Genomic DNA, 21,674 nt, shown 5'->3' on the forward strand with positions numbered 1-21,674 from the left:
GTTGCAACATTCGCGGCAAAAGCCACATTGGTTTCGAGCGAGATGGCGCAAAAGGGGCAGGTCATGAGCGATCATCATGTCGTCGTTGTCGGCGGCGGTTTCGGCGGGCTGCAACTCGTCAACGGGTTGAAGGGCGCGCGTGTGAAGGTCACACTCGTCGACCGGCGCAATCATCATCTCTTTCAGCCGCTGCTCTATCAGGTGGCGACCACCATCCTTTCCACCTCGGAGATCGCCTGGCCGATCCGCCGCCTCTATGCCGACCGGCCCGATGTGACGGTGCTGCTCGGCGAGGTCACCGGCGTCGACAGCGGCGCCAGGACGGTGTCGCTGCGCAACGGCATGACTCTGGGTTACGATACGCTGGTACTGGCGACCGGGGCGACGCATGCCTATTTCGGCCGTGACGAATGGGAACCGGTGGCGCCCGGCCTGAAGACGCTCGAGGATGCGACGACGATCCGCCGGCGCGTGCTGCTTGCTTTCGAGAAGGCGGAGATGGAGAGCGATCCCGCCGTGCGCGACGCGCTTCTGACCTTCACCATCGTCGGTGCCGGGCCGACCGGCGTCGAGCTTGCCGGCATCATCGCCGAGCTCGCGCATTTCACCCTGCCGAAGGAATTCCGCAACATCGATACGCGCAAGACCCGTGTCGTGCTGGTCGAGGCAGGCCCGCGGGTGCTGCCGACCTTCGCCGAGGAGCTTTCGGCCTATGCCCAGACGGCGCTGGAAAAACTCGGCGTCGAGATCCATCTCGGCAGGCCGGTGACCGACTGCAGCGCCGACGGCGTGAAGATCGGCGAGACCTTCGTCGCCAGCCGGACGATCGTTTGGGCGGCCGGCGTCACCGCCTCGCCGGCGGCCCACTGGCTGAACGTGCCGGCCGACCGGGCGGGGCGCGTCGTCGTCGAAAAGGATCTGAGTGCGCCCGGCCTGCCCGATGTCTTCGTCATCGGCGACACCGCTTTGGTCATGCGCGAGGACGGCAAACCGGTGCCGGGTATTGCGCCGGCGGCCAAGCAGCAGGGCGGCTACGTCGCCCGGGTCATCCGCGCCCGCCTGTCCGGCAAGCCGGCGCCGGCGCCCTTTCGTTACCGGCATCAGGGCAGCCTGGCGACGATCGGCCAGAGTGCGGCGATTATCGATTTCGGCCGCATCAAGCTGAAGGGCTGGATCGCCTGGTGGATCTGGGGTCTTGCCCACATCTACTTCCTGATCGGCACCCGCTCGCGCTTCTCCGTCGCCTGGAGCTGGCTGTGGATCTATCTCAGCGGCCAGCACAGTGCCCGGTTGATCACCCAGCGGGAGACGATGCGGGAGGAGGGGTAGGCTCTTGCTGCGAGGCAAGCCGGCGGACAGCAGGAGAGGGCATGCCTCGGGGCACCCCCCTCTGCCCTGCCGGGCATCTCCCCCACAAGGGGGGAGATCGACTTGCGGATAGAATCTCTCCAAACAATTGATGTTAGAACGAGCGGGTTCGTCCAGCCAATCTCCCCACCTGTGGGGGAGATGCCCGGCAGGGCAGAGGGGGGCGGCCACGGCACGCCGGTTCAGGAAACCGGCCGGCCCGTGAAGTCAATCCTCCCACGCTTGACACATGTCCCCACACCGCCTTAGCATCCCGCCCGCGTCCCCCAACCACCACCTAGGGTGTCGCATCCAGCCGTATCAACGGATAGAGGTTCCAATGCGCCGACTCACTTCTCACGAAAATCACATCCGAATTTCTGAGAAGTTGGTGGTTCATGCGCACTTTGAATCTGGGCATCCTCGCCCATGTGGATGCAGGCAAGACTAGCCTTACCGAAAGACTGCTTTTTGACGCCGGCGTTATCGACAAGCTTGGCAGCGTCGATACTGGCAATACACAGACGGATACCCTCGAACTCGAGCGACAGCGCGGCATCACGATCAGGGCCGCGGTGGTGTCGTTTGCGATCGGCGACAGGGTCGTCAATCTGATCGACACGCCCGGTCACCCCGATTTCATCGCCGAGGTCGAGCGGGTGCTTGGGTTGCTGGATGCGGCGGTGGTCGTCGTTTCGGCGGTCGAAGGCGTGCAGGCGCAGACGCGTGTGCTGGTGCGGGCGCTGCGGCGGCTCGGCGTTCCCTTCGTCTTCTTCGTCAACAAGGTCGATCGTCTCGGCGCGCGGTACGGGGAAGTGATCGAGGCCCTTGCCGCGCAACTGGCGGTGCGTCCCATCGCCATGTCCTCCGTCACCGATGCCGGCAGCAAGCTTGCCCAGGTGGAGGCTCTGGCGCCGGGAGACGAGCCGCTTTTTTCAGCGCTCTGTGAGGCGCTCGGCGAGAGCGACCAGGCGCTGCTCGACGACTATGTGCTCGCCCCAGAACGACTGACCACGGAAAGGCTCGGGCGCAGTCTGGCCGATCAGGTAGCAAGGGGCCTGGTGCATCCCGTCTTCGCGGGAGCGGCCATGACCGGTACCGGCGTGCCGACGCTAAGCTCGGCCATCGCGACGCTGTTGCCCGAGCGGCGGCTTGATCCGGACGGGCCGGTCGCCGGCAAGATCTTCAAGATCGAGCGCGGCTGGGGCGGCGAAAAGCTCGCCTATCTCTACCTGACTTCGGGCACTGTGCAGCTGCGGCAATATCTGGATCTGCCCGGGGGCGAGGAACGGGTGACTGCAATCCACGTGTTCGAGGCCGGCCGCAGCCATGGCGCCGCGAGCTTCTGCGCCGGTCAGATCGCCCGCGTCAGCGGCCTTGCCGGTGCCCGGATCGGCGATGCGATGGGCAGTAATCCGGCCTTGGGCGGGCGGGCTTACTTTGCCCCGCCGACGCTCGAAACACGCGTGCTTGCCCGACGGCTCTCGGACAGCGCGGCGCTTTGGTTGGCGCTGAACCAGATGGCCGAGCAGGATCCGCTGATCAATCTGCGCAGGACCGAGGAGACGAATGAAGTCTTCGTGTCGCTCTATGGCGAGGTGCAGAAGGAAGTGATCCAATCGACGCTGCTGACGGATTTCGGCCTCGAGGCGGGTTTCGAGGAAAGCACGGTCATCCTGGTCGAAAGACCCGTCGGCAGCGGGGCCGGCCTGCAGATCCTCTTCAAGGAACCGAATCCGTTTCTCGCCACCATCGGCCTGCGCGTCGAGCCGCGCCCTGCCGGCTCGGGCAACAGCTTCGCGCTGGAGGTGGAGGTCGGCCAGATGCCCGTCGCCTTTTACCGGGCGGTCGAGGAAACCGTGTTCGAGGCGCTGAAGCAGGGCATTTTCGGCTGGCAGGTCATCGATTGCCATGTGGCGATGACGGCGGCGCGGCACAGTTCGCCCGCAAGCACCGCTGCCGATTTTCGGCAGTTGACGCCCTGGGTGCTGGCAACGGCACTCTCGGCTGCGCAAACGGCCGTCTGCGAACCTTTCGACCGCTTTCACCTGGAAGCGCCCGTCGAGAGCCTGAGCAGCGTGCTCACTCTGCTGGCGAAGTCCGCTGCGGCGACGTCGCATTCCGTGATCGCCGATGGCGTGGCGCGGCTCGAAGGCGCTCTGGCGTCTCAGATGGTTCAAAGCGTCCAGCAGCAATTGCCGGGCCTGACGAGTGGGGCAGGGACGATGGAAACCGCTTTCGATCACTACGCCCCGATATCAAGGCCGCCGCGCCTGCGTCTGCGTTCGGGGCCTGATCCGTTCAACCCGGTGGAATATCTGTTGCGGCTGCAGTCCACGAGAGCCTCATGCTGAGGTGCGCAGGCCGAAGGCCGGAGCCTCGAAGCAGGGGGCGGGCGCTCTGAAGTGGCGGTAGAAGCGGCGTTGGCGGATGATGCTTCGAGGCGATCCTTTGGATCGCACCTCAGCATGAGGGCCGGTGGAGTATGCCGTTATCAAAAAAAGGCGGCCCCCGAAGGAGCCGCCTTTCATTCTTCAAGCCGACAGCGAGGCAATATCGATGACGAAGCGGTAGCGGACGTCGCTCTTGACGACCCGCTCATAGGCTTCGTTGATATTCTGGATGTCGATCTTCTCGATCTCGGAGACGATGTTGTGTTTGCCGCAGAAGTCGAGCATTTCCTGGGTTTCCTTGATCGAGCCGATCATCGAGCCCGCCAGGCTCTTGCGCCCGCCGATGACCGAGAAGGCGTGGACCGGAACCGGGTGCTCGGGAACGCCGACCAGAACCATCGTGCCATCAGACTTCAACAGGTTGAGATAGGCGTTCCAGTCGATTGTGGTGCCGACCGTGTTGATGATCAGGTCGAAGGTGCCGGCGAGTTTGGTGAAGGTCTCGGCGTCGCTCGTTGCATAATAGTCCTTGGCGCCGAGCTTGAGGCCGTCTTCCTTCTTCGACAGCGATTGGGAGAGGACGGTGATGTCGGCGCCCATGGCAGCACCGATCTTCACGCCCATGTGGCCGAGGCCGCCCATGCCGACGATCGCAATCTTCTTGCCGGGACCGGCTTTCCAATGCGCGAGCGGCGAATAAAGCGTGATGCCGGCGCAAAGCAGCGGGGCGCCGGAATCGAGTGGAATATTGTCGGGGAAGCGCAGCACATAACCTTCCTTGACGACGATCGAGTCGGAGTAGCCGCCGAAGGTCGGGGTCGTGCCATCCGCTTCATAGCCGTTATAGGTCGGGACGAGGCCCGGCATGTAGTGCTCGTAATCCAGGTCACGCGTAGCGCAGCCGACGCAGGAATCGACGAAGCAGCCGACGCCGACGCGGTCGCCGACCTTGAATTTCGTGACCTTGGAGCCGACGGCGGAAACGACGCCGGCGACCTCGTGGCCCGGTACCATCGGGAAAATGGAATTGCCCCACTCGTTGCGGGCCTGGTGAATGTCGGAGTGGCAGACGCCGCAATATTGAACTGCGATGACGACGTCGTCATCATTGGGTTCGCGGCGCTCGAAGGTGAAGGGGGTCAGCGGTTGCGACGCGTCGGTAGCGGCATAGCCTTTTGCGATAGCCATCTGATGCTTCCTTTTGGGGTTGGGAGGGGTTGAGCGGGATGGCGGACTATTGCCCGGATGCTGGCGAGGGCGTTAGAGTGATCCTCTCAGCTTCTTGCACGATCCTGCAAAAGTCAGGCGCCCGGCTGTTTGCGAAATGGCAAAGACACTCTAGATAAGGGCGATATCGCCCGCGCCAGACAGCTGACAGTCAGACAGCTGACAGAGAGAGTTGCCGCATGACCTTGCCCTTCAGCCCCTATCAGGAGATCGTCGATATCGCGATGCGCTTTGCGCCTCACGACGGTGAGTTCTCCACTTCAATCGGCAGTCTTCATGTCAGCCGCCGGTCCAGGCCCAGCGATCCCTTGCACAGCAGCTACCGGCCCTGTTTTGCCTTCGTGCTGCAGGGAGCCAAGAGCCTGCTGCTCGGCACGGAACAGATCAGCTACGGCACGGGGGATTATCTGCTGACCTCGCTCGACCTGCCCGTCGCCTGGCGGGTCACGGAGGCAAGTCCCGACGTTCCGCATCTCTGCCTGGGGCTGGCAATCGATTCCGAAAAGCTTTTGGAGTTACTCAGCCGCATCGATATTCCGCGCCCGGCCGCCCATACCGACGGGCAGCGTGGCATGGTGGTGAACGTCGCGCCGCCCGAGCTTATGGATGCCGCCGTCCGCCTGCTGCGCTTGCTCGATCGTCCAGGCGACATTCCCGCCATGGCGCCACTGATCGAGCAGGAAATCCTTTACCGGGTGCTGACCGGACCGCATGGTGCCCGGCTGATCAACATCGCCACGTCGGACAGCCACAGCAACAGGATCGCGCGCGCCGTCGCCTGGCTGAAGGAGAATTTCGCGCGGCCGCTGCGTATCGAAGACCTTGCCGACCGCGTCAATATGAGCGTCTCGTCCTTCCATCACCACTTCAAATCGGTCACGGCGATGACGCCGGTGCAGTATCAAAAGCAGCTTCGCCTTCATGAGGCGCGCCGGCTGATGTTCGTTGAGCGTCTCGATGCCGGCACGGCCGGCCACCGCGTCGGCTATCAAAGCCCGTCGCAGTTCAGCCGCGAATACAGCCGTCTCTATGGGGCCTCGCCCGCCCGCGATGTCGACGGCGGGCGCGAGATCATGGCGGCGGAATAGCATTCAAGGATGTTCGGCGGCGGCCATCCGGTCATTAAAGGATGTTTGACGTTTCCGGGCTAGGCTGGTGCTATCAATCAAGCAGGCACCGCCGTCCGCATGACGCAAGCACCGTCTCTTTCCATCGTCGCGCCTTGTCACAACGAGGAAGAGGGGCTGCGCGAGTTCTGCCGCCGCGCGAGCGCCGCCGCGCAGAGCGTTGCCGGCGACGCCTTTGAGCTCATCCTCGTCGATGACGGCTCGTCCGACGGCACCTGGGAGATCATCTCGGATCTGGCGGAAAAACTGCCGCAGGTGCTGGGCGTTCGTCTCCTGCGCAATCACGGCCACCAACTGGCCTCGACCGCCGGTCTTTCCGCGTCGCGGGGCGAGCGCGTTCTTTTGATCGACGCCGATCTGCAGGACCCGCCCGAGCTGCTTTTGATGATGATGCCGATCATGGAGCGTGGCGCCGATGTCGTTTACGGCCAGCGCACGCGCCGCGAAGGCGAAAGCTGGTTCAAACTCGCCTCCGCCTCGCTTTTTTATCGCGCGCTTTCCAGGCTCGCTTCCGTCACCATCCCGCGCGATACTGGAGATTTCCGGCTGATGCGCCGGCGCGTGGTCGATATACTGCTGGCGATGCCGGAGCGCGATCGCTTCATTCGCGGCATGGTCAGCTGGATCGGCGGCAAGCAGGTGGCGCTTCCCTATGAGCGCGACGCCCGTTTTGCCGGCACGACGAAATATCCGCTGCGCAAGATGATCAATTTCGCGCTCGACGCGATCACCAGTTTTTCCACGACACCACTGCGCATCGCCACATGGCTCGGCATGATCAGCGCCGGCGTCGCGATGGCGCTGCTCGTCTATACCTTCGTGCGCTGGCTGCAGGGCGAGACGGTCACCGGCTGGTCGTCGATCATGGCCGCCGTCAGTGCCTTCAGCGCCATCCAGCTGATCTGCATCGGCATCATCGGCGAATATCTCGGCCGTCTCGTGCAGGAGAGCAAGAGGCGGCCGATGTTCATGATCGAGACCATCCTGCGCGGCGGCGAACATGCCGAGCTGCCGACGGCTTTTTCGGAGATGAGCGCCGGCGACAAGCGCTCCGCGCTGGATGCAGCCTTTGCATCCGGTGAGCCGCGCTCGCAAAAGAACAGCCGGACCGGATGATGGACCGGATTGCCGCGCCTGTTCATTCGGCAGCCAGGCCCGAAGAATTGGTTGCCAGGCAGGATTCCACCATTGCGATCATTGCTTTCGTCGCGCTTGCCGTGGCCCTGGTGGTGCTGTTCCGCTTTCCGCCGGTTCTCGACTACGCCAATCACTATGCCCGTATCTGGCTTCTTTCGGGCGGGATCGGCGAGCAACCGTTTCCTGAAATCTATGCGATCGACTGGAACCGCACCTTCACCAATGTCGGGATCGATCTTCTGGCGATTTCGGTAGGGCCGCTGGTCGGCGCCGACAGGCTGGCGCGGGCTTTGCTTTTCCTGGCCATCGTGCTGCCGCCGCTTGGTGCGATCGGCCTGCACCGGGCACTCTTCGGCGGCCGGCACTATTGGCAGATCGCCATGCTGTCGCTTGGCTGGTGCGCCACGATGATCGGCGGCTTCCTCAACTTCCAGATCGGCCTTGGCATGGCCTTGTTCTTCGCCTGCGCCGACCTGCTGCTGCAGCGCCGAAATCCGGTTCTGCTTTTTGCCTGGCGGCTTGCCGCCGCGCTGCTGCTGACGGTGATGCACATCTTCTCACTCGGCTTCTATATGGCGATCGTCTGCGGCCTCGAATTTTCCTGGCGTTTCGACATCGTGCGATCGAAGGCAGGGCTGATGAGGCTCGCCGGCCGTTTGGCGCTGGCGATCGGCGCCTGCGCCCTGCCGCCACTTGCGCTCTATCTTCGCACCACCGCTTTGCCGAACGCCGGCGGCGATGGCCTCGGCCTTGTCTGGAACGATGGCGTCGTCCTGATCGTCATGAACCTGTTTTCCGCCATCACCACCTATGTCCCGGTGGTGGATGTCCTGCTGGTTCTGCCGCTGATCCTCATCTGCACGCGCGCCGTTCGCGCAGGCGACATCCGCATGCATGCGGGCCTTGCCGTCGCCGCCTGCGGATTGCTGCTTCTCTCCTGTGTCGCACCGCTCCACATGCTCGGCACCGGATGGATCAGCTGGCGCTTTCCGATCATGACGGTGCTCGTCGTCATGGCGATGGTATGCCCCTTCGCGAATCTGACGCGCCGGCAGGCGCTGTTGCTGGCGGTTGTCGTCAATCTCGCGGTTTTCGGGCGGGCCGGCTGGATCGGCTGGAACTGGTGGCTGGCACAGCAAGACGCCGCTGCCGTCGAGACCGTGCTGAAAAAGGTGCCGGCCGGCGCGGTCGTTCTGCCTCTAGGGCACGAACCCGAGATGGTCGGCGACTTTGCCCACACCAACCGGCATTTTGCCTGGGGACTGGACACCTTCCGGCATCTGCCGACGCTTGCCGTACCCTTCTCGCACGCTTTTGTGCCGACGCTCTTCACGGCCAAAGGCAAGCAGCCGCTCTCCGTTCTGCCGCCCTGGTCGGAGATCGCGGTTCCCGAGGGCAATCTGGTACCGATCAGCGTGCTTTCATGCCCTGGCATGATGCAGGAATATAGAGGCTATGCGCCTTATCTCTCGGACTGGCGCAGGCGTTTCGATTTCATCCTCGTCGCCAATGCCGATATTCCCGACCGGCATGTCGGCGCCTTGATGCCGGCCGGCCTGACGCTGATCGAGGATGCCGGCTTCGCCAAGCTCTACGCGATCGACAAGGCGGCGCCGGCAGCGCCTCCCTCGGTGCCTGCCGGTTGCGCCACGGCTCTATGAACCGTTGCGCTTGGCCTGGCCTCGCGCCTCGCTCTCCTTGTCATGTCACCGCGACCGCGTAATGTCAGCGCTCCTGGACGCGGCGATCTGTCCGGAGATAGACCTTGAATCCGGCCGTAGTTGCCCATCAACCCGATCCCTGGCGATCTGAAACGAGAGACCATGAGCGACACATCGCATACCCCGGAAGCTGGCGCCAAATATGTCATCGGCGTCGATGTCGGCACCGGCAGCGCCCGGGCCGGCTTGTTCGATATGGCCGGCAGCATGCTTGCCTCCGCCAAGCGGAATATCAGCTTGTTTCATGAAGCCGGTTCCATCGTCGAGCAATCGAGCCGCGAAATCTGGAGCGCCGTTTGCGCGGCCGTGCGAGAGGCGGTTTCCACAGCCGGGGTCGATCCGGCCTCCGTGGTCGGTCTGGGATTCGACGCAACTTGCTCTCTGGTCGTTCTCGGCGAAGGCGGCAAGCCGCTCCCCGTCGGGCCTTCGGAAGATCCGAACCGGGATATCATCGTGTGGATGGACCACCGCGCCGTCCCGCAGGCGGAGCGCATCAATGCGTTGGGTCATGACGTGCTGCGTTATGTCGGCGGCCGCATCTCGCCAGAGATGGAAACGCCCAAGCTTCTCTGGCTCAGGGAAAACCGTCCCGCTGTGTTCGATGCCGGCTGGCAATTCTTCGATCTTGCGGATTTCCTGACCTGGCGGGCGACCGGCGATCTGTCACGCTCGACCTGCACGGTCACCTGCAAGTGGACCTATCTCGCCCATGAGAAGCGTTGGGACGGCAGCTATTTCCACCAGATCGGCCTCGGCGTGCTGGCAGACGAAGGTTTTGTCCGCATCGGCCAGACTATCGTCGAGCCCGGTTCGGCGCTTGGTGAGGGACTGACCGCTGCTGCGGCGGTGGAGCTTGGCCTTACGCCGGGAACGGCTGTCGCAGCCGGGCTGATCGACGCCCATGCTGGCGGTGTCGGAACTGTCGGTGCCGATCCGCAAGCCAATCTTGCCTATGTCTTCGGAACCTCTTCCTGCACGATGACCTCGACGGCAGAACCGTCTTTCGTTCCCGGTGTCTGGGGACCTTATTATTCGGCGATGGTGCCGGGCCTATGGCTGAACGAGGGTGGCCAGAGTGCTGCCGGCGCGGCGATCGACCATCTTCTTTCCTTCCATCCGGCGGCCGGCGAGGCGAAGGAGCTTGCGAAAAGCGCGGGCATTCCGCTGCCGGTACTGCTTGCAGACATGGCTGCCGGCAAGGCGGGCCGTTCTTCCGATGCCGTCAAGCTGGCGGCCGGGCTGCACGTCGTTCCCGAATTCCTCGGCAACCGTGCGCCCTTTGCCGATCCGCATGCCCGCGCGACCATTACCGGTCTCGGCATGGAGCGGGATGTCGACAGCCTGGTCTCGCTCTACATCGCAGGGCTCTGCGGCATCGGCTACGGCCTGAGACAGATCATCGAAACGCAGGCCGAGGCGGGGGTCACTGTCGAGAACATCGTCATCAGCGGCGGCGCCGGCCAGCACGATTTCGTCCGCCAGGTGCTTGCTGATGCGAGCGGCAAGCCGGTGGTTGCCACGAAGGCCGAAGAGCCGGTGTTGCTGGGCGCGGCCATCCTCGGTGCCGTCGCCGGCCGGCAATTTGCCGATGTCGGCGCGGCGATGAGCGAGTTTACGAGGGTGGAAACACGTTTTCAGCCGTCGAAGGGTGAGATTTCCGATCTCCACCGCAAGCGTTACGAAGCCTTCAAGGAGCTTCAGACACTGGCGCGCAAGTTTCGCAGCGATGGCTGACATCGCTGCGCGACAAATGTCGAAGGCTAATTATTGATGGCTATGATCGCCCAATGGCTGTCTTCGCAGGCGTTATCCTCGCAGACCGCGCCCATCCAGACGGCGCCGTTTGCGAGCATGACGCCATCGCTGTTGACGAAGAGATCCTGATATTGCTGGCGCCCGACGGCGCGGCGCGTCTCCGGCGTCACCAGATCCTCGAAATTCTCGACGAAATCCTCGGCGTTCTCGACATCATAGGTCTCGCCATTGGCTTTGACGGTCAGCGGATATTCGGCAAGGCCGGCGATCGTCTCGGCGTCGCCGGAGCGCATCGCCAGAACGAGCCGGCGCAGCGGCCGGTCGAAAGCCTCGGCATTGCCGTGCAACTCCTCGATCCTGTTATAGACCTCGTTTTCCGACTGCGCGATGGCGCCGGCGCTTAGGAGCGGTGCTCCGAGGACGACTGCTCCGGCGAGGAGAAGGGCGGCAGGCAAGCGCGACATGGAAAGCTCCCGGCAATGGCATCGATTGACATTATGCGATGCTGACCGATGCGCGCCTATCCAATTCTGGTGTCTCCCTGAGCTTTCCCGTATAAAAATCTGCCGGGCCTGCTTGACGGCCCGATCGGTTTGTCGCATAAACCTCACGAACCGTACCGTACGGTACGTATATGGGAGCCGTGACCGTGTCCGTCGATACCGCAGAGCCGAGCGAGTTTTCGCCGCGCCAGAACGCCGTTCTGGAGCAGGCGCTGCGGCTGCTCGTCGATGGCGGCGAGAAGGCGCTGACGACCTCGGGGGTCGCGCGTGCCGCCAATTGCTCGAAGGAAAGCCTCTACAAGTGGTTCGGCGACCGCGACGGTCTGCTGTCGGCGATGATTGCCTATCAGGCGAGCAAGGTCCGCACCTTCGAGCGCAACGGCGAGCGGCTGACGGCGGCAAGCCTGCATGACCATGTCGTGATCTTCGCACGCGACCTGCTGGAGGTTTTGGCCGGCGATGTCTCGCTGGCGCTGAACCGGCTGGCGATCGGCCAAATCAACAAGACAGAGGCGAACCGCGACGGCTCGAAGCTCGGCAAGCTGCTGCTCGAGCGTGGCCGCCGGCAGATCGACCGCCGCGCCATGGCGCTGATCGATGCCGGAAAGAGGGCAGGGCTCCTGCGCTTTTCCGATGCCGATGAGGCTTATCACACGCTTTACGGCCTTGTTGTCTCCGACCTGCATGTGCGCATGCTGCTCGGCGAACCGGGCCTCAAGGATACCGCGCGCCAGGCGGAGAGGGCGGTCACCGCCTTCCTCCGGCTCTACGGCACGGACAAGGTTCTGGCGGAGATGCCGGTTCTCGGCTGATTTCGCCTTAATGACAGTCAACAAGACAAGCACAAGGGAAGGAACTTCAAATGCGCGTCTATTACGATCGTGATGCCGATCTCAACCTCATCAAGGCTAAGAAGGTCGCCGTCATCGGCTACGGCTCGCAGGGCCGTGCTCATGCGCTGAACCTCAAGGACAGCGGTGCCCAGAACCTGGTCATCGCACTCAAGGCCGGTTCGCCCACCGTCAAGAAGGCCGAAGCCGATGGCTTCAAGGTCATGACAGTTGCCGAAGCTGCCGGCTGGGCCGACCTGATGATGATGGCGACCCCGGACGAACTGCAGGCCGATATCTACAAAGCCGACATCGCTCCGAACATCCGCGACGGCGCTGCCATCGCTTTCGCTCACGGCCTCAACGTTCACTTCGGCCTGATCGAGCCGAAGGCTTCGGTCGACGTCGTCATGATCGCGCCGAAGGGCCCGGGCCACACGGTTCGCGGCGAATACCAGAAGGGCGGCGGCGTTCCCTGCCTCGTGGCCGTTCATCAGAACGCGTCCGGCAATGCGCTTGAACTCGCGCTCTCCTACGCCTGCGGCGTCGGCGGCGGCCGTTCCGGCATCATCGAAACCAACTTCCGCGAAGAGTGCGAAACCGACCTCTTCGGCGAACAGGTCGTTCTCTGCGGCGGTCTCGTCGAGCTTATCCGCGCCGGTTTCGAAACGCTGACCGAAGCCGGTTATGCGCCCGAGATGGCCTATTTCGAGTGCCTGCACGAAGTGAAGCTGATCGTCGACCTGATCTATGAAGGCGGCATCGCCAACATGAACTACTCGATCTCCAACACGGCCGAGTGGGGCGAATACGTCTCCGGTCCGCGCATCATCACCGCCGAGACCAAGGCCGAGATGAAGCGCGTCCTGAAGGACATCCAGACCGGCAAGTTCACCTCCGAGTGGATGCAGGAATACCGGTCGGGTGCAGCCCGCTTCAAGGGCATCCGCCGCAACAACGACAGCCACCAGATCGAGGAAGTCGGCGCCAAGCTGCGCGGCATGATGCCCTGGATCGGCAAGAACAAGCTGGTCGACAAGAGCGTGAACTAAGCGGTTCCGATGAAATAAACATAGGAGGCCGGAGTGAAAGCTCCGGCCTCTAACGTTCCGCGCGCACGGTGAGCCAGCGGGTCGGCTTGCCGTCATAGCCGCCGCCGTCGCTTTCCTCGATGGCGAGGTTTTGCCAGCCGCCTTTGGTCAAAAGCGCCGACAGCCATTTGCGTGAGGGGTAGTTGTAGTAGCGCCCGAAGCCGTCATGGCCTTCCGCTTCTCCCGCCTTGAAACTTGCGTGAAGAAGGCCGCCGGTTTTGAGCGCGCGGCGGATGCGGGCGAAGACATCGGGCAGTTCAGCCCTGGGAACGTGGAGAAGGCTCGCATGCGCCCAGACGCCGTCGAAGGCGCTGTCGGCGTCGAGCTCCTGGAACAGCATGACCTTGACCGGCCTGCCGATCAGCGCTTCCGCCTGTCTGGCAAGCTCGGCGGAGCCATCGGTCGGCGTCACGTCGAAACCCTGCGACAGCATGTAGGCGCTGTCCTGGCCGCCACCGCAGCCGAGTTCGAGGATTGCACCACCCGGTGCGATACCGGCGAGGAAGGCATCGAGCTGCTGCTTCGGTAGGCTGCGCGTCCGGTTGGCGTATGTCGCGGCGTAGTCTTCGTAAAAGGCGGAGGTGCTGTCACGAGGCATCCGGATCGGCCGTTGGTGAGCGTGGTCTGGATTGAAGATGTCTTTCGGGAAGCCGGTCGGCGCCGATGATGTCGACGACGAGGATGCCGTCCGGTATTTCGCGGTAGAAGGCGACGTGGCGCATGTGGAGGAGGCGGCGAAGGCCGGAGCCGAGTTCGTCGCACGCATCTCCCATGGAAGGCACGCGCGAAAGAAGCACGAAAATCCTGTCCCAATCGAGAAGATAGGCATCCGCCTGCGCCTCGCCGAAATGCAGGCTGGCATATTCGTCAATGCCTGACAGCACGGCGTCTGCGGTTCGGGTCAGCCTATAGGTTGATGTCACGCAGCTTCGCCTTCGTTTCCAGCAGGATGTCGGCAATGCGCCGGTCGCTGATGCCGCTCTCCTCAGCCTGCGTCAGGATATCACGCAGTTCGTCGTCATCAAGCTTGCGGTGGTTCTGATCCTTCAGGACGAGTTCCGCCAGATATGCACCGGCACTGCTGTATCTGCCGCTTGCTACACGGCGTGCGACGTAGTCCGCCAGATTGTCCGGAAGCATGATCGTCATTTTCGCCATCGAATTCGGTGCCGTCCGTAGATGCCGGTTTCAGCGTCCCTGATGCCAGCTTCCCATTCCCCACTTTGTGATAGAAGCGTTGCGCTCTGCCGTCGAGCACTTGGGTCACATCAAGGTCAGTCTTTTTTATCGATGTGGAAGACTCGTTCCAAAACTTTGACATGGGCGTCGCCGGGCAGGATATCCGCCTCATGGCGCTCGGCCGTCGCGTAAAGATCGCATCAGCGGTCGCAAGTTTGAGGGCTGCCGATATCTCTGCGGCACGGTGGGCAAGCGTTGTGCCGAGGGGGCCACCATGCGGCGCCCCCCTGTCGGTGTTGACGCCGCCGGTCGCGTGGAACGTCCGACGTTCAGGTCGGGATGAGGCGCGTCCAGCCGTGCTCATCGTTTGTTACGCCCTTCTGCAGACTGACGAGCTGTTGACGCAATTCACTGGTCAACTTGCCGGTCTGTCCGTCTCCGACCAGAAACTCACCGCCGGCATGTCGAACCAGGCCGATGCCCGCCAGAACTGCGGCAGTGCCGCAAGCGAACGCTTCGACGAGCCTGCCACTGGCAGCGTCGTCTTGCCATTCCGCGAACGAGTAGGGGCGCTGCTCGACGCGCAAGCCCCTTTCTTCGGCGAGCACGATCACGGAAGCCCGGGTGATGCCCGGCAGGATCGTGCCGCCAAGGGGCGGGGTCACCACTGATCCGTCGTTCATCACGAAGAAGACGTTCATGCCGCCGAGTTCTTCGACCCAACGATGCTCTGCGGCGTCCAGGAAGACCACCTGATCGCAACCCTTTTTGGTCGCCTCGGCTTGCGCCACGAGGCTGGCTGCGTAGTTTCCGCCGCATTTTGCTGCACCCGTGCCGCCGGCGGCTGCACGGGTGTATTCGGTCTCGACCCAAAGGGAAACCGCCTTTGCGCCGCCCTTGAAGTAGGCGCCGACCGGAGAGGCGATGATGCAGAAGACATATTCCTGAGCCGGACGAACGCCGAGAAACGCCTCGTTGGCGAACATGAAGGGGCGAAGGTACAGGCTGGCGTCGCCCGACGGAATCCAGGCCTTGTCGACACGGACCAGTTCTTCAACCGCCTTCAGGAAGAGGTCTTCGGGCACGGGAGGCATCGCCATGCGGGTCGCCGACTGCGCGAAGCGGCGGGCGTTCTCTTCAGGCCGAAAGAGCAGAATCCGGCCATCGTCCGCCTTGTAGGCTTTCATGCCCTCGAAGATTTCCTGAGCATAGTGCAGCACGGCGCTCGCAGGATCGAGCTCCAGGGGTCGCCTTGGCGTAACCTTTGCATCGTGCCAGCCCTTCTCGGCCGTCCATCGTGCCAAGACCATATGATCCGTGAAGAGCTTGCCGAAGCCGGGCGTCTCGAGTGCCTGAATGCGATCGGCGTCCGGGACGGGAGACTTGTGGAGTTCGATTTTGATTTCAGGAGAGGCAGACGTCACGGTCATTTCTGGCACCTTGATAGTAAATTGAATAGTGGCGGCGACACTACCGCCGCCGAGCTGGTCTTGGAAGGGTCTGAATCAGCCGGTTTCGACTTTGATCAGAGGAATAATCGCTTGATGTGGCTGACGTCGAGCAGCAAATTCGCAACCGGGCGCCTTCGATGTCGGATGGCGGTTACATCAACTGAAATCCCGACCATCCAAAGGCTTTTGAATATAAGATTCCAACATGTCACCATGACAAGAAAATAGGTCAGTATTGTTGACATAAATTTCCCGGCATGGTCTTCTGCCGGGAATAGAAAATACGAGGAAACCCCATGCTTAACTGGGACACCATGTTTGCGTCGCGCTCGTCGCGCATGCGCGCATCCGAGATCCGCGAGCTTCTGAAGCTTCTCGACCGGCCCGATATCATTTCCTTTGCCGGCGGCATTCCGGATCCGGCGCTGTTTCCCGATCAGGAATTCAAGCAGGCCTATGCCGACATCTTCGATGGCGCTGCCGTCAATTCGGCGCTGCAATATTCGGTCAGCGAAGGCTACAAGCCGCTGCGCGAATGGCTGGTTCGGCAGATGGTCGATCTCGGCATCCCCTGCGAACTCGACAATGTCTTCATCGTCTCCGGCTCGCAGCAAGGTCTCGACTATCTCGGCAAGCTGTTCCTCTCGCCGAACGATACCGCGCTGGTGACCTGGCCGACCTATCTGGGCGCGCTGCAGGCCTTCAACGCCTATGAGCCAGCCTACGACCAACTGACGCCGAACGGCAACCGGACGCCGGACTCTTACCGTGCGGCCGCCGCGGCAGCCGGCGGCAAGGTGAAATTCGCCTATCTTTCCGCCGACTTCTCCAATCCGACCGGCGAAACGGTCGATCTCGATGGTCGCCGGAAGGTTTTGGCGCTGGCCGAAGAGCTGGACATCGCCGTCATCGAAGACGCTGCCTATCAGTCGCTGCGTTACGACGGCGACCCGATCCCGCCGATCCTGGCCCTCGAGATCGCTGAAAAGGGCGACATCAACGATACGCGCACGATCTATTGCGGCAGCTTCTCGAAGACGCTGGCGCCCGGCCTTCGTGTCGGCTTCATCGTCGCCAATGCGCCCGTTATCCGCAAGCTGGTGCTGATGAAACAGGCCGCCGACCTGCATTCCTCGACGATCAACCAGATGGCGATATCAGATGTCGCCGAGCGGGGCTTTGAGGCGCAGGTCGCCAAGATCAAGGCCGCCTACATGAAGCGCCGCGACTGCATGCTGGTAGCGCTCGACAAATATATGCCCGAAGGCACGAGCTGGACGAAGCCGGAAGGCGGCATGTTCATCTGGATCACGCTGCCGGAAGGCATGGACGGCGCCAAGCTATTGGCGAAATCGCTCGAAACCGCAAAGGTCGCCTTCGTGCCCGGCAAGGCCTTCTTCGCCGACGGTTCCGGCGCCAACACTTTCCGCGTCAGCTTCTCCTGCGCCAACGAGCAGATGATCGAGGACGGCATCGGCCGCCTGGGAGCGCTGATCTCGGCCGAGATCGGCGGGTGATTGCTGCGGCGGCTACGATAACGGACGTACCGTGTGGCCCCCTCATCCGACCCTTCGGGCACCAGCCTGGGCGAGCCACGGGTCTCGCCCGTCTTTCGGACCCCCGCTGGGGAGAAGAGGGGAGCAAGCCGCTTGCTTCTCTTTCCACCGCAGACGTTTTTAGGAAGTGAAACGTTGCCACGATTCCCCTTCTCCCCAGCGGGGAGAAGATGCCGGCAGGCAGATGAGGGGGCTACACGGCACGCGCTCTCCTCGCAGAGGGAAGGGTAGGCGGTTTATCTTTCCCTCCATCGCGAACGCTTCTCAGACAGCCAGCCAGAACACCAATCAAAATATAGTCGTCCAGCCTTCGTTGGCCGTTTCGCTCTTGCCGTAGCCGACACGGTCGGCCACGGCGCCGTCGGCATTGCGCAGGATGATGTCGCCGCCTTTGTTGGCAAGCTGGGGGCCGCCGCTTCCGGCATCGAGCGCTATGGTGCGCAGTTCGCCGGCCTCAAGCGTTCCCGACAGCGTCTGGGTCCTGCCGTTTTCGTCCTCCAGCTTCCAGCCGTCGAGCGATGCCGCCATGTCGGAGCGGTTGATGATCGTCACCGTTTCGGCCTCCGTGCCGCCTGCGCCGTTGACCGGGTTGATCAGCGCGGCGATGATGCGCAGCGACGAGGCGACGATCGGCTGCGGCCGGCGGGTGCCTTCGCCGCGGCCCTGGCCGCCGCGGCCGTCGGAGACGGGATGGCCGGTCGCCGCATCGGTATTCCAGTTCTGCGACTGGAAGCAGAGGAAGATCGCCGCCCATTCGTCGGTATCGTTGAAATGGACGAGCAGCGCACCATCCTGGTTCGGCCCGTTGGTGGCCTTGAAGCTGCCGCCGTCACCCTGATTCATGTGGATGTCGTGAATGCCGTTGCCCGGCTCGAAATGGAAATATTGGTCCGGCTTGTTGTTCTCCGGCCCCCAGGCCTCGCCGAAGGCGTAGAAATGCACGTCGGAATCGGCAATGCCTTCCTGGACGATCGGCTCGATGAAATCACGCAGGTCGTTCTTCGGACCGGATAGCTGGAAGGGCGCGACGTTCATGTCTTCGCGTTCGATCAGCCCACCGCGGACATAATCGATCGCCAGCTCCGGACGGTCCTTGCGGATGTCGGTCAGGCCCATCGGCAGCTCTTCGAGCGCTTCCGTCAGCGCCGGGTGCTTGAAATCGACGATGTTGGCGTAAAGCAGGTCGTGCGGCGATTCCTTCGAGCGGACGTTGAGCGCGATACGGTAGCTGATACCGTTCGCCTCGATGCGGATCTCGATGTGCGGATCGTTGTCGTCGTCAAGGGCGAGTGCGCTCGCCGTACCCTTCAGGACCTTGTAATTCTTCAGCATGGCGAACCTCGCAGGAGTAGCGGGCTCTTACGCTAACACGGCGAAAGTGCATCTTTTATGACGCCTGTCTTTCGCCGCGCAATGCCTGGTTCGTCATCGCCTATTGCTGGAGATGCGGGCCGAACAGCTCGAGATCGGCTTCACCAAGCCTGTCGCTCACCGTGTTCAGCTGGTGCCAGTAGGGATAGATCACCGGCGGCAGGCTGACGGCATCGAGGCGCTTGCGCTCCTCATCCGTCAGCTTCAGCTCGGCGGCGGCGATGTTGTCTCGGAACTGGGCTTCTGTGCGGCCGCCGATGATGACCGAGGTAACCGCCTTGCGGCCGATCAGCCAGGCGAGCGCCACTTGTGCGGCCGAGACGCCGCGCTCCTGCCCGATCGTGACCAGCGTCTCGACGATGTTCCAGAGACGGTTCTCGTCACGGATCGGCGGTTCGGTCCAGCCGGCGAACTGGCGCGTGCCTTCGGGAGCGGCCTGGTTGCGGCGGTGTTTGCCGGAGAGCAGGCCGCCGGCAAGCGGGCTCCAGACCAGCACGCCGAGGCCTTGGTCGATCGAAATCGGCAGCAGCTCGTATTCGGCGTCGCGGGCTTCCAGCGTATAGTGGATCTGCTGGCTGACGAAGCGCTGGTAGCGATGCTCGTTGGCGATGCCAAGCGCCTTCATGATGTGCCAGCCGGAATAGTTCGAGCAGCCGACGTAACGCACCTTGCCCTGCTTGATCAGCGTGTCGAGGGCTTCCATCGTCTCTTCGAGCGGCGTCTGGCCGTCCCATTCATGGACCTGGTACAGGTCGATGACATCGGTCTTCAGGCGTTTGAGGCTCGCTTCGCATTCCCGGATCAGGTGGTAGCGCGACAGTCCCTGGTCGTTCGGGCCGTCACCCATGCCGAAACGGGCCTTGGTGGCAAGCAGCACGCCTTGCGGCCGCTTGCCGGAGAGCACGTCGCCGATGATGTTTTCGCATTCGCCGTTGGAATAGGCATTGGCGGTGTCGATGAGGTTGATGCCGGCATCGATGCAGATATCGATCATCTTACGCGCCTCGGAGACGCCGAGGTCCCCGACGGTCTTGGCCCAGCCGACGCCGCCGAAGGTCATAGTGCCCATGGTCAAAGTCGAAATTTTGAGGCCTGAACGGCCGAGCGAACGATATTCCATTGAAACTCCTCCTTCATCGAAAACACGATTGACGTACCTCAGCGCGGCGGAATGGCAATGGCTGGGTATTCACGCCTGCGTGAGGCTAGGCAAGATTTTGAGCGCCTGCATCTCCCGGGCCGGCCGCGGTCGACGCGCGTGTCCGGCGGCAGGGCGCCAGCAGACTGATCGTACAATATGCCATCGGCTTGTCGACGGAAATCGTTCGGGCGCACCGATGACGCGCCGCGTCAGGTCTCTTCCTCGTTCTTCTTGTGAATGTTGTCGCGGATGGAAGCGATCGTTTCCCGAATCGTGTTGACGGTCGCGGCGTCGAGACCGACGGCTTTTCCGATGCAGTCGAACACTGGGGCGGCACGGTTCTTCAAGGCGTGCCCCTCCTTCGTCAGGCGCAGGAGGACCTGGCGCTCATCGGCGGGATTTCGGTTGCGGGTGACGAGGCCTGATTTCTCCAGCCGCTTCAACAGCGGAGTGAGGGTGCTCGAGTCGAGAAACAGGGTCTCGCCCAGATCCTTCACCGTGCGGTCGTCATGCGCCCATAATGCGGTCATCACCAGGAACTGCGGATAGGTCAGATCCAATTCGTCGAGCAGCGGGCGGTAAAGCTGGTTAAAGGCATGGCCTGCCGAATAGATTGAAAAGCAGAGCATTTCATCTACCTTCGGCACGTCGGTGAGATCATCTGGTGTGGCGTTTTTCATCACCTTCTCCTCAGGCCTCAATATAATTTGTGCGCGATCTATTTGCAAGCTATTGACGTCCCGGGCTCCCTGGCCCATATAGATAGCGCACAAACAAATCGCTTACAAATTATATGTCATCGGAAATATGGGCGGCCTGCCGCGTCAGGAGATGCGGAGACGAGTGATCGCCCTCCCGGTACGAATCTTAGTCAAACCCAACCGACGAAAGGAAATGACCAATGTTCAAGTTTGCTGCTGTCGTCGCCCTGGCGGGCGCGCTTCTTTCCGGTACTGCCGTTGCCGAGACGGCCAAGCCAACCGTCGTCCTCGTCCACGGCGCCTTTGCCGATTCTTCCAGCTGGAACGGCGTCGTCGAAATCCTGCGAAAGGACGGCTTCCCGGTCGTGGCTGCCGCCAACCCGCTGCGTAGCGTTTCCAATGACGCCGCCTATGTTTCCGACGTGGTCGCCAGCATCGCCGGCCCGGTCGTCCTCGTCGGCCATTCCTATGGCGGGCAGGTGATCTCGACTGCCGCAAACGGCCACGACAATGTCAAGTCGTTGGTCTATGTCGCGGCCTTCGCACCTGATGCAGGGGAATCGGTTGCCGATCTCGCCGGCAAGTTTCCCGGCGGTACGCTGGGTGCTGCGCTTGCGGCGCCGGTGAAACTGAGCGGAGGCGGCGTCGATCTTTATATCGACCAGGCGAAGTTCCATGATCAGTTCGCCAGCGACGTGCCGGCTGAACAGGCTGCCCTGATGGCGGCGGCGCAACGGCCGGTCACCGACGCGGCTCTCAACGAAAAGTCGGGAGAGCCCGCCTGGAAGAAGCTGCCGTCGTGGTTCGTCTACGGCACCGGCGACAAGAACATTCCGGCCGCAGCCCTTGCCTTCATGGCCGAGCGGGCAGGGTCCAAGCGAACCGTCGTGGTCGAGGGCGCTTCCCACGTCGTGATGGTTTCGCAGCCGCAGAAGGTGGCAGACCTCATCGAAGAGGCGGCAAAGTAACGTTCGATCAGGGCCACGGCGCTGAAGTGCCGTGGCTCCGTTTTTGGCGAGCATGAGCCTGCATGCGAGGCCGCGATCGACCGGGTTTGCAGCGATGGCTTGTCGGCGTCCAGCGGCGGCGGCACCTGTCACATCCCTGTTAACGACCCCCAATAAGGGAGGGGTGACCGCAATGA

General features: G+C 62.6%; 19 protein-coding genes. 10 read left to right on the forward strand and 9 right to left on the reverse strand.

Features of this window, described 5'->3' with window-relative positions:
- Positions 1–63: 63 nt before the first annotated feature.
- Together FHX14_RS23885 and FHX14_RS23890 are read left to right on the forward strand one after the other, a co-directional pair.
- Positions 64–1,329, forward strand: coding sequence for an NAD(P)/FAD-dependent oxidoreductase (locus FHX14_RS23885; protein ID WP_184379104.1), 1,266 nt, complete (start codon positions 64–66; stop codon positions 1,327–1,329).
- A 416-nt stretch (positions 1,330–1,745) separates the two neighbouring features.
- Complete coding sequence (locus FHX14_RS23890; protein ID WP_184379106.1) at positions 1,746–3,701, forward strand: TetM/TetW/TetO/TetS family tetracycline resistance ribosomal protection protein; 1,956 nt, start codon at positions 1,746–1,748, stop codon at positions 3,699–3,701.
- Between the two features lie 180 nt (positions 3,702–3,881).
- On the opposite strand, the gene FHX14_RS23895 is transcribed toward FHX14_RS23890, so the two are convergent.
- A complete protein-coding gene (locus FHX14_RS23895) occupies positions 3,882–4,928 on the reverse strand; it encodes an NAD(P)-dependent alcohol dehydrogenase (RefSeq protein WP_003593509.1) in 1,047 nt (348 codons plus the stop codon).
- 218 nt (positions 4,929–5,146) lie between these two features.
- Here FHX14_RS23895 and FHX14_RS23900 point away from each other — a divergent pair, with 218 nt between their 5' ends.
- From FHX14_RS23900 to FHX14_RS23915, 4 genes are all read left to right on the forward strand, one after another.
- On the forward strand, positions 5,147–6,055 hold the full coding sequence (locus FHX14_RS23900; RefSeq protein WP_184379108.1) for an AraC family transcriptional regulator: 909 nt from the start codon (positions 5,147–5,149) through the stop codon (positions 6,053–6,055).
- 99 nt (positions 6,056–6,154) lie between these two features.
- Positions 6,155–7,210, forward strand: a complete 1,056-nt coding sequence (locus tag FHX14_RS23905; protein WP_184379110.1) for a glycosyltransferase family 2 protein — start codon at positions 6,155–6,157, stop codon at positions 7,208–7,210.
- Positions 7,210–8,892: a hypothetical protein gene (locus tag FHX14_RS23910; RefSeq protein WP_184379112.1), complete on the forward strand. Its 1,683-nt coding sequence runs from the start codon at positions 7,210–7,212 to the stop codon at positions 8,890–8,892. The genes FHX14_RS23905 and FHX14_RS23910 overlap by 1 nt, the downstream gene beginning before the upstream one ends.
- 162 nt (positions 8,893–9,054) lie before the next feature.
- Positions 9,055–10,686 (forward strand): FGGY-family carbohydrate kinase, encoded by a 1,632-nt coding sequence (locus FHX14_RS23915; protein ID WP_184379114.1) that lies wholly within the window; start codon positions 9,055–9,057, stop codon positions 10,684–10,686.
- A gap of 26 nt (positions 10,687–10,712) precedes the next feature.
- On the opposite strand, the gene FHX14_RS23920 is transcribed toward FHX14_RS23915, so the two are convergent.
- Entirely contained in the window at positions 10,713–11,171 is a 459-nt protein-coding gene (locus tag FHX14_RS23920; protein ID WP_184379116.1) for a hypothetical protein, read from the reverse strand.
- A 170-nt stretch (positions 11,172–11,341) separates the two neighbouring features.
- On the opposite strand from FHX14_RS23920, the gene FHX14_RS23925 reads away from it, so the two are divergent.
- Complete coding sequence (locus tag FHX14_RS23925; RefSeq protein WP_184379118.1) at positions 11,342–12,022, forward strand: TetR/AcrR family transcriptional regulator; 681 nt, start codon at positions 11,342–11,344, stop codon at positions 12,020–12,022.
- Positions 12,023–12,072: 50 nt separating this feature from the next.
- Entirely contained in the window at positions 12,073–13,092 is a 1,020-nt protein-coding gene (gene ilvC / locus FHX14_RS23930; RefSeq protein ID WP_003593524.1) for a ketol-acid reductoisomerase, read from the forward strand.
- Between the two features lie 49 nt (positions 13,093–13,141).
- On the opposite strand, the gene FHX14_RS23935 is transcribed toward ilvC, so the two are convergent.
- The 4 genes from FHX14_RS23935 to FHX14_RS23950 all read right to left on the reverse strand — a co-directional run bounded on the left by FHX14_RS23935 (position 13,142) and on the right by FHX14_RS23950 (position 15,740).
- Positions 13,142–13,729, reverse strand: a complete 588-nt coding sequence (locus FHX14_RS23935) for a class I SAM-dependent methyltransferase (protein WP_184379121.1) — start codon at positions 13,727–13,729, stop codon at positions 13,142–13,144.
- Positions 13,719–14,054, reverse strand: a complete 336-nt coding sequence (locus tag FHX14_RS23940; protein ID WP_184379123.1) for a type II toxin-antitoxin system RelE/ParE family toxin — start codon at positions 14,052–14,054, stop codon at positions 13,719–13,721. Before FHX14_RS23940 ends, FHX14_RS23935 begins: the two co-directional genes overlap by 11 nt.
- Entirely contained in the window at positions 14,038–14,289 is a 252-nt protein-coding gene (locus tag FHX14_RS23945; protein ID WP_184379125.1) for a type II toxin-antitoxin system ParD family antitoxin, read from the reverse strand. Before FHX14_RS23945 ends, FHX14_RS23940 begins: the two co-directional genes overlap by 17 nt.
- Before the next feature lie 350 nt (positions 14,290–14,639).
- Positions 14,640–15,740: a branched-chain amino acid aminotransferase gene (locus tag FHX14_RS23950; RefSeq protein WP_184379127.1), complete on the reverse strand. Its 1,101-nt coding sequence runs from the start codon at positions 15,738–15,740 to the stop codon at positions 14,640–14,642.
- 317 nt (positions 15,741–16,057) lie between these two features.
- Between FHX14_RS23950 and FHX14_RS23955 the strand changes: the two genes are divergently transcribed.
- The gene (locus FHX14_RS23955) at positions 16,058–17,278 is read left to right on the forward strand and encodes a PLP-dependent aminotransferase family protein (RefSeq protein ID WP_184379128.1); all 1,221 of its coding nucleotides are present in this window, start codon (positions 16,058–16,060) and stop codon (positions 17,276–17,278) included.
- Positions 17,279–17,605: 327 nt separating this feature from the next.
- On the opposite strand, the gene FHX14_RS23960 is transcribed toward FHX14_RS23955, so the two are convergent.
- From FHX14_RS23960 to FHX14_RS23970, 3 genes are all read right to left on the reverse strand, one after another.
- Positions 17,606–18,649 carry a DUF2278 family protein gene (locus tag FHX14_RS23960; RefSeq protein WP_184379130.1) on the reverse strand — a complete coding sequence of 348 codons (1,044 nt, stop codon included), beginning with the start codon at positions 18,647–18,649 and terminating at the stop codon, positions 17,606–17,608.
- 100 nt (positions 18,650–18,749) lie between these two features.
- Positions 18,750–19,808, reverse strand: coding sequence for an aldo/keto reductase (locus FHX14_RS23965; RefSeq protein ID WP_184379132.1), 1,059 nt, complete (start codon positions 19,806–19,808; stop codon positions 18,750–18,752).
- Positions 19,809–20,038: 230 nt separating this feature from the next.
- On the reverse strand, positions 20,039–20,509 hold the full coding sequence (locus FHX14_RS23970) for a MarR family transcriptional regulator (RefSeq protein WP_184379134.1): 471 nt from the start codon (positions 20,507–20,509) through the stop codon (positions 20,039–20,041).
- Between the two features lie 221 nt (positions 20,510–20,730).
- Here FHX14_RS23970 and FHX14_RS23975 point away from each other — a divergent pair, with 221 nt between their 5' ends.
- Complete coding sequence (locus tag FHX14_RS23975) at positions 20,731–21,498, forward strand: alpha/beta hydrolase (RefSeq protein ID WP_012558279.1); 768 nt, start codon at positions 20,731–20,733, stop codon at positions 21,496–21,498.
- Positions 21,499–21,674 lie beyond the last annotated feature (176 nt).

Source organism: Rhizobium sp. BK619 (assembly GCF_014195245.1).
GTDB classification, from domain to species: Bacteria; Pseudomonadota; Alphaproteobacteria; order Rhizobiales; family Rhizobiaceae; genus Rhizobium; species Rhizobium acidisoli.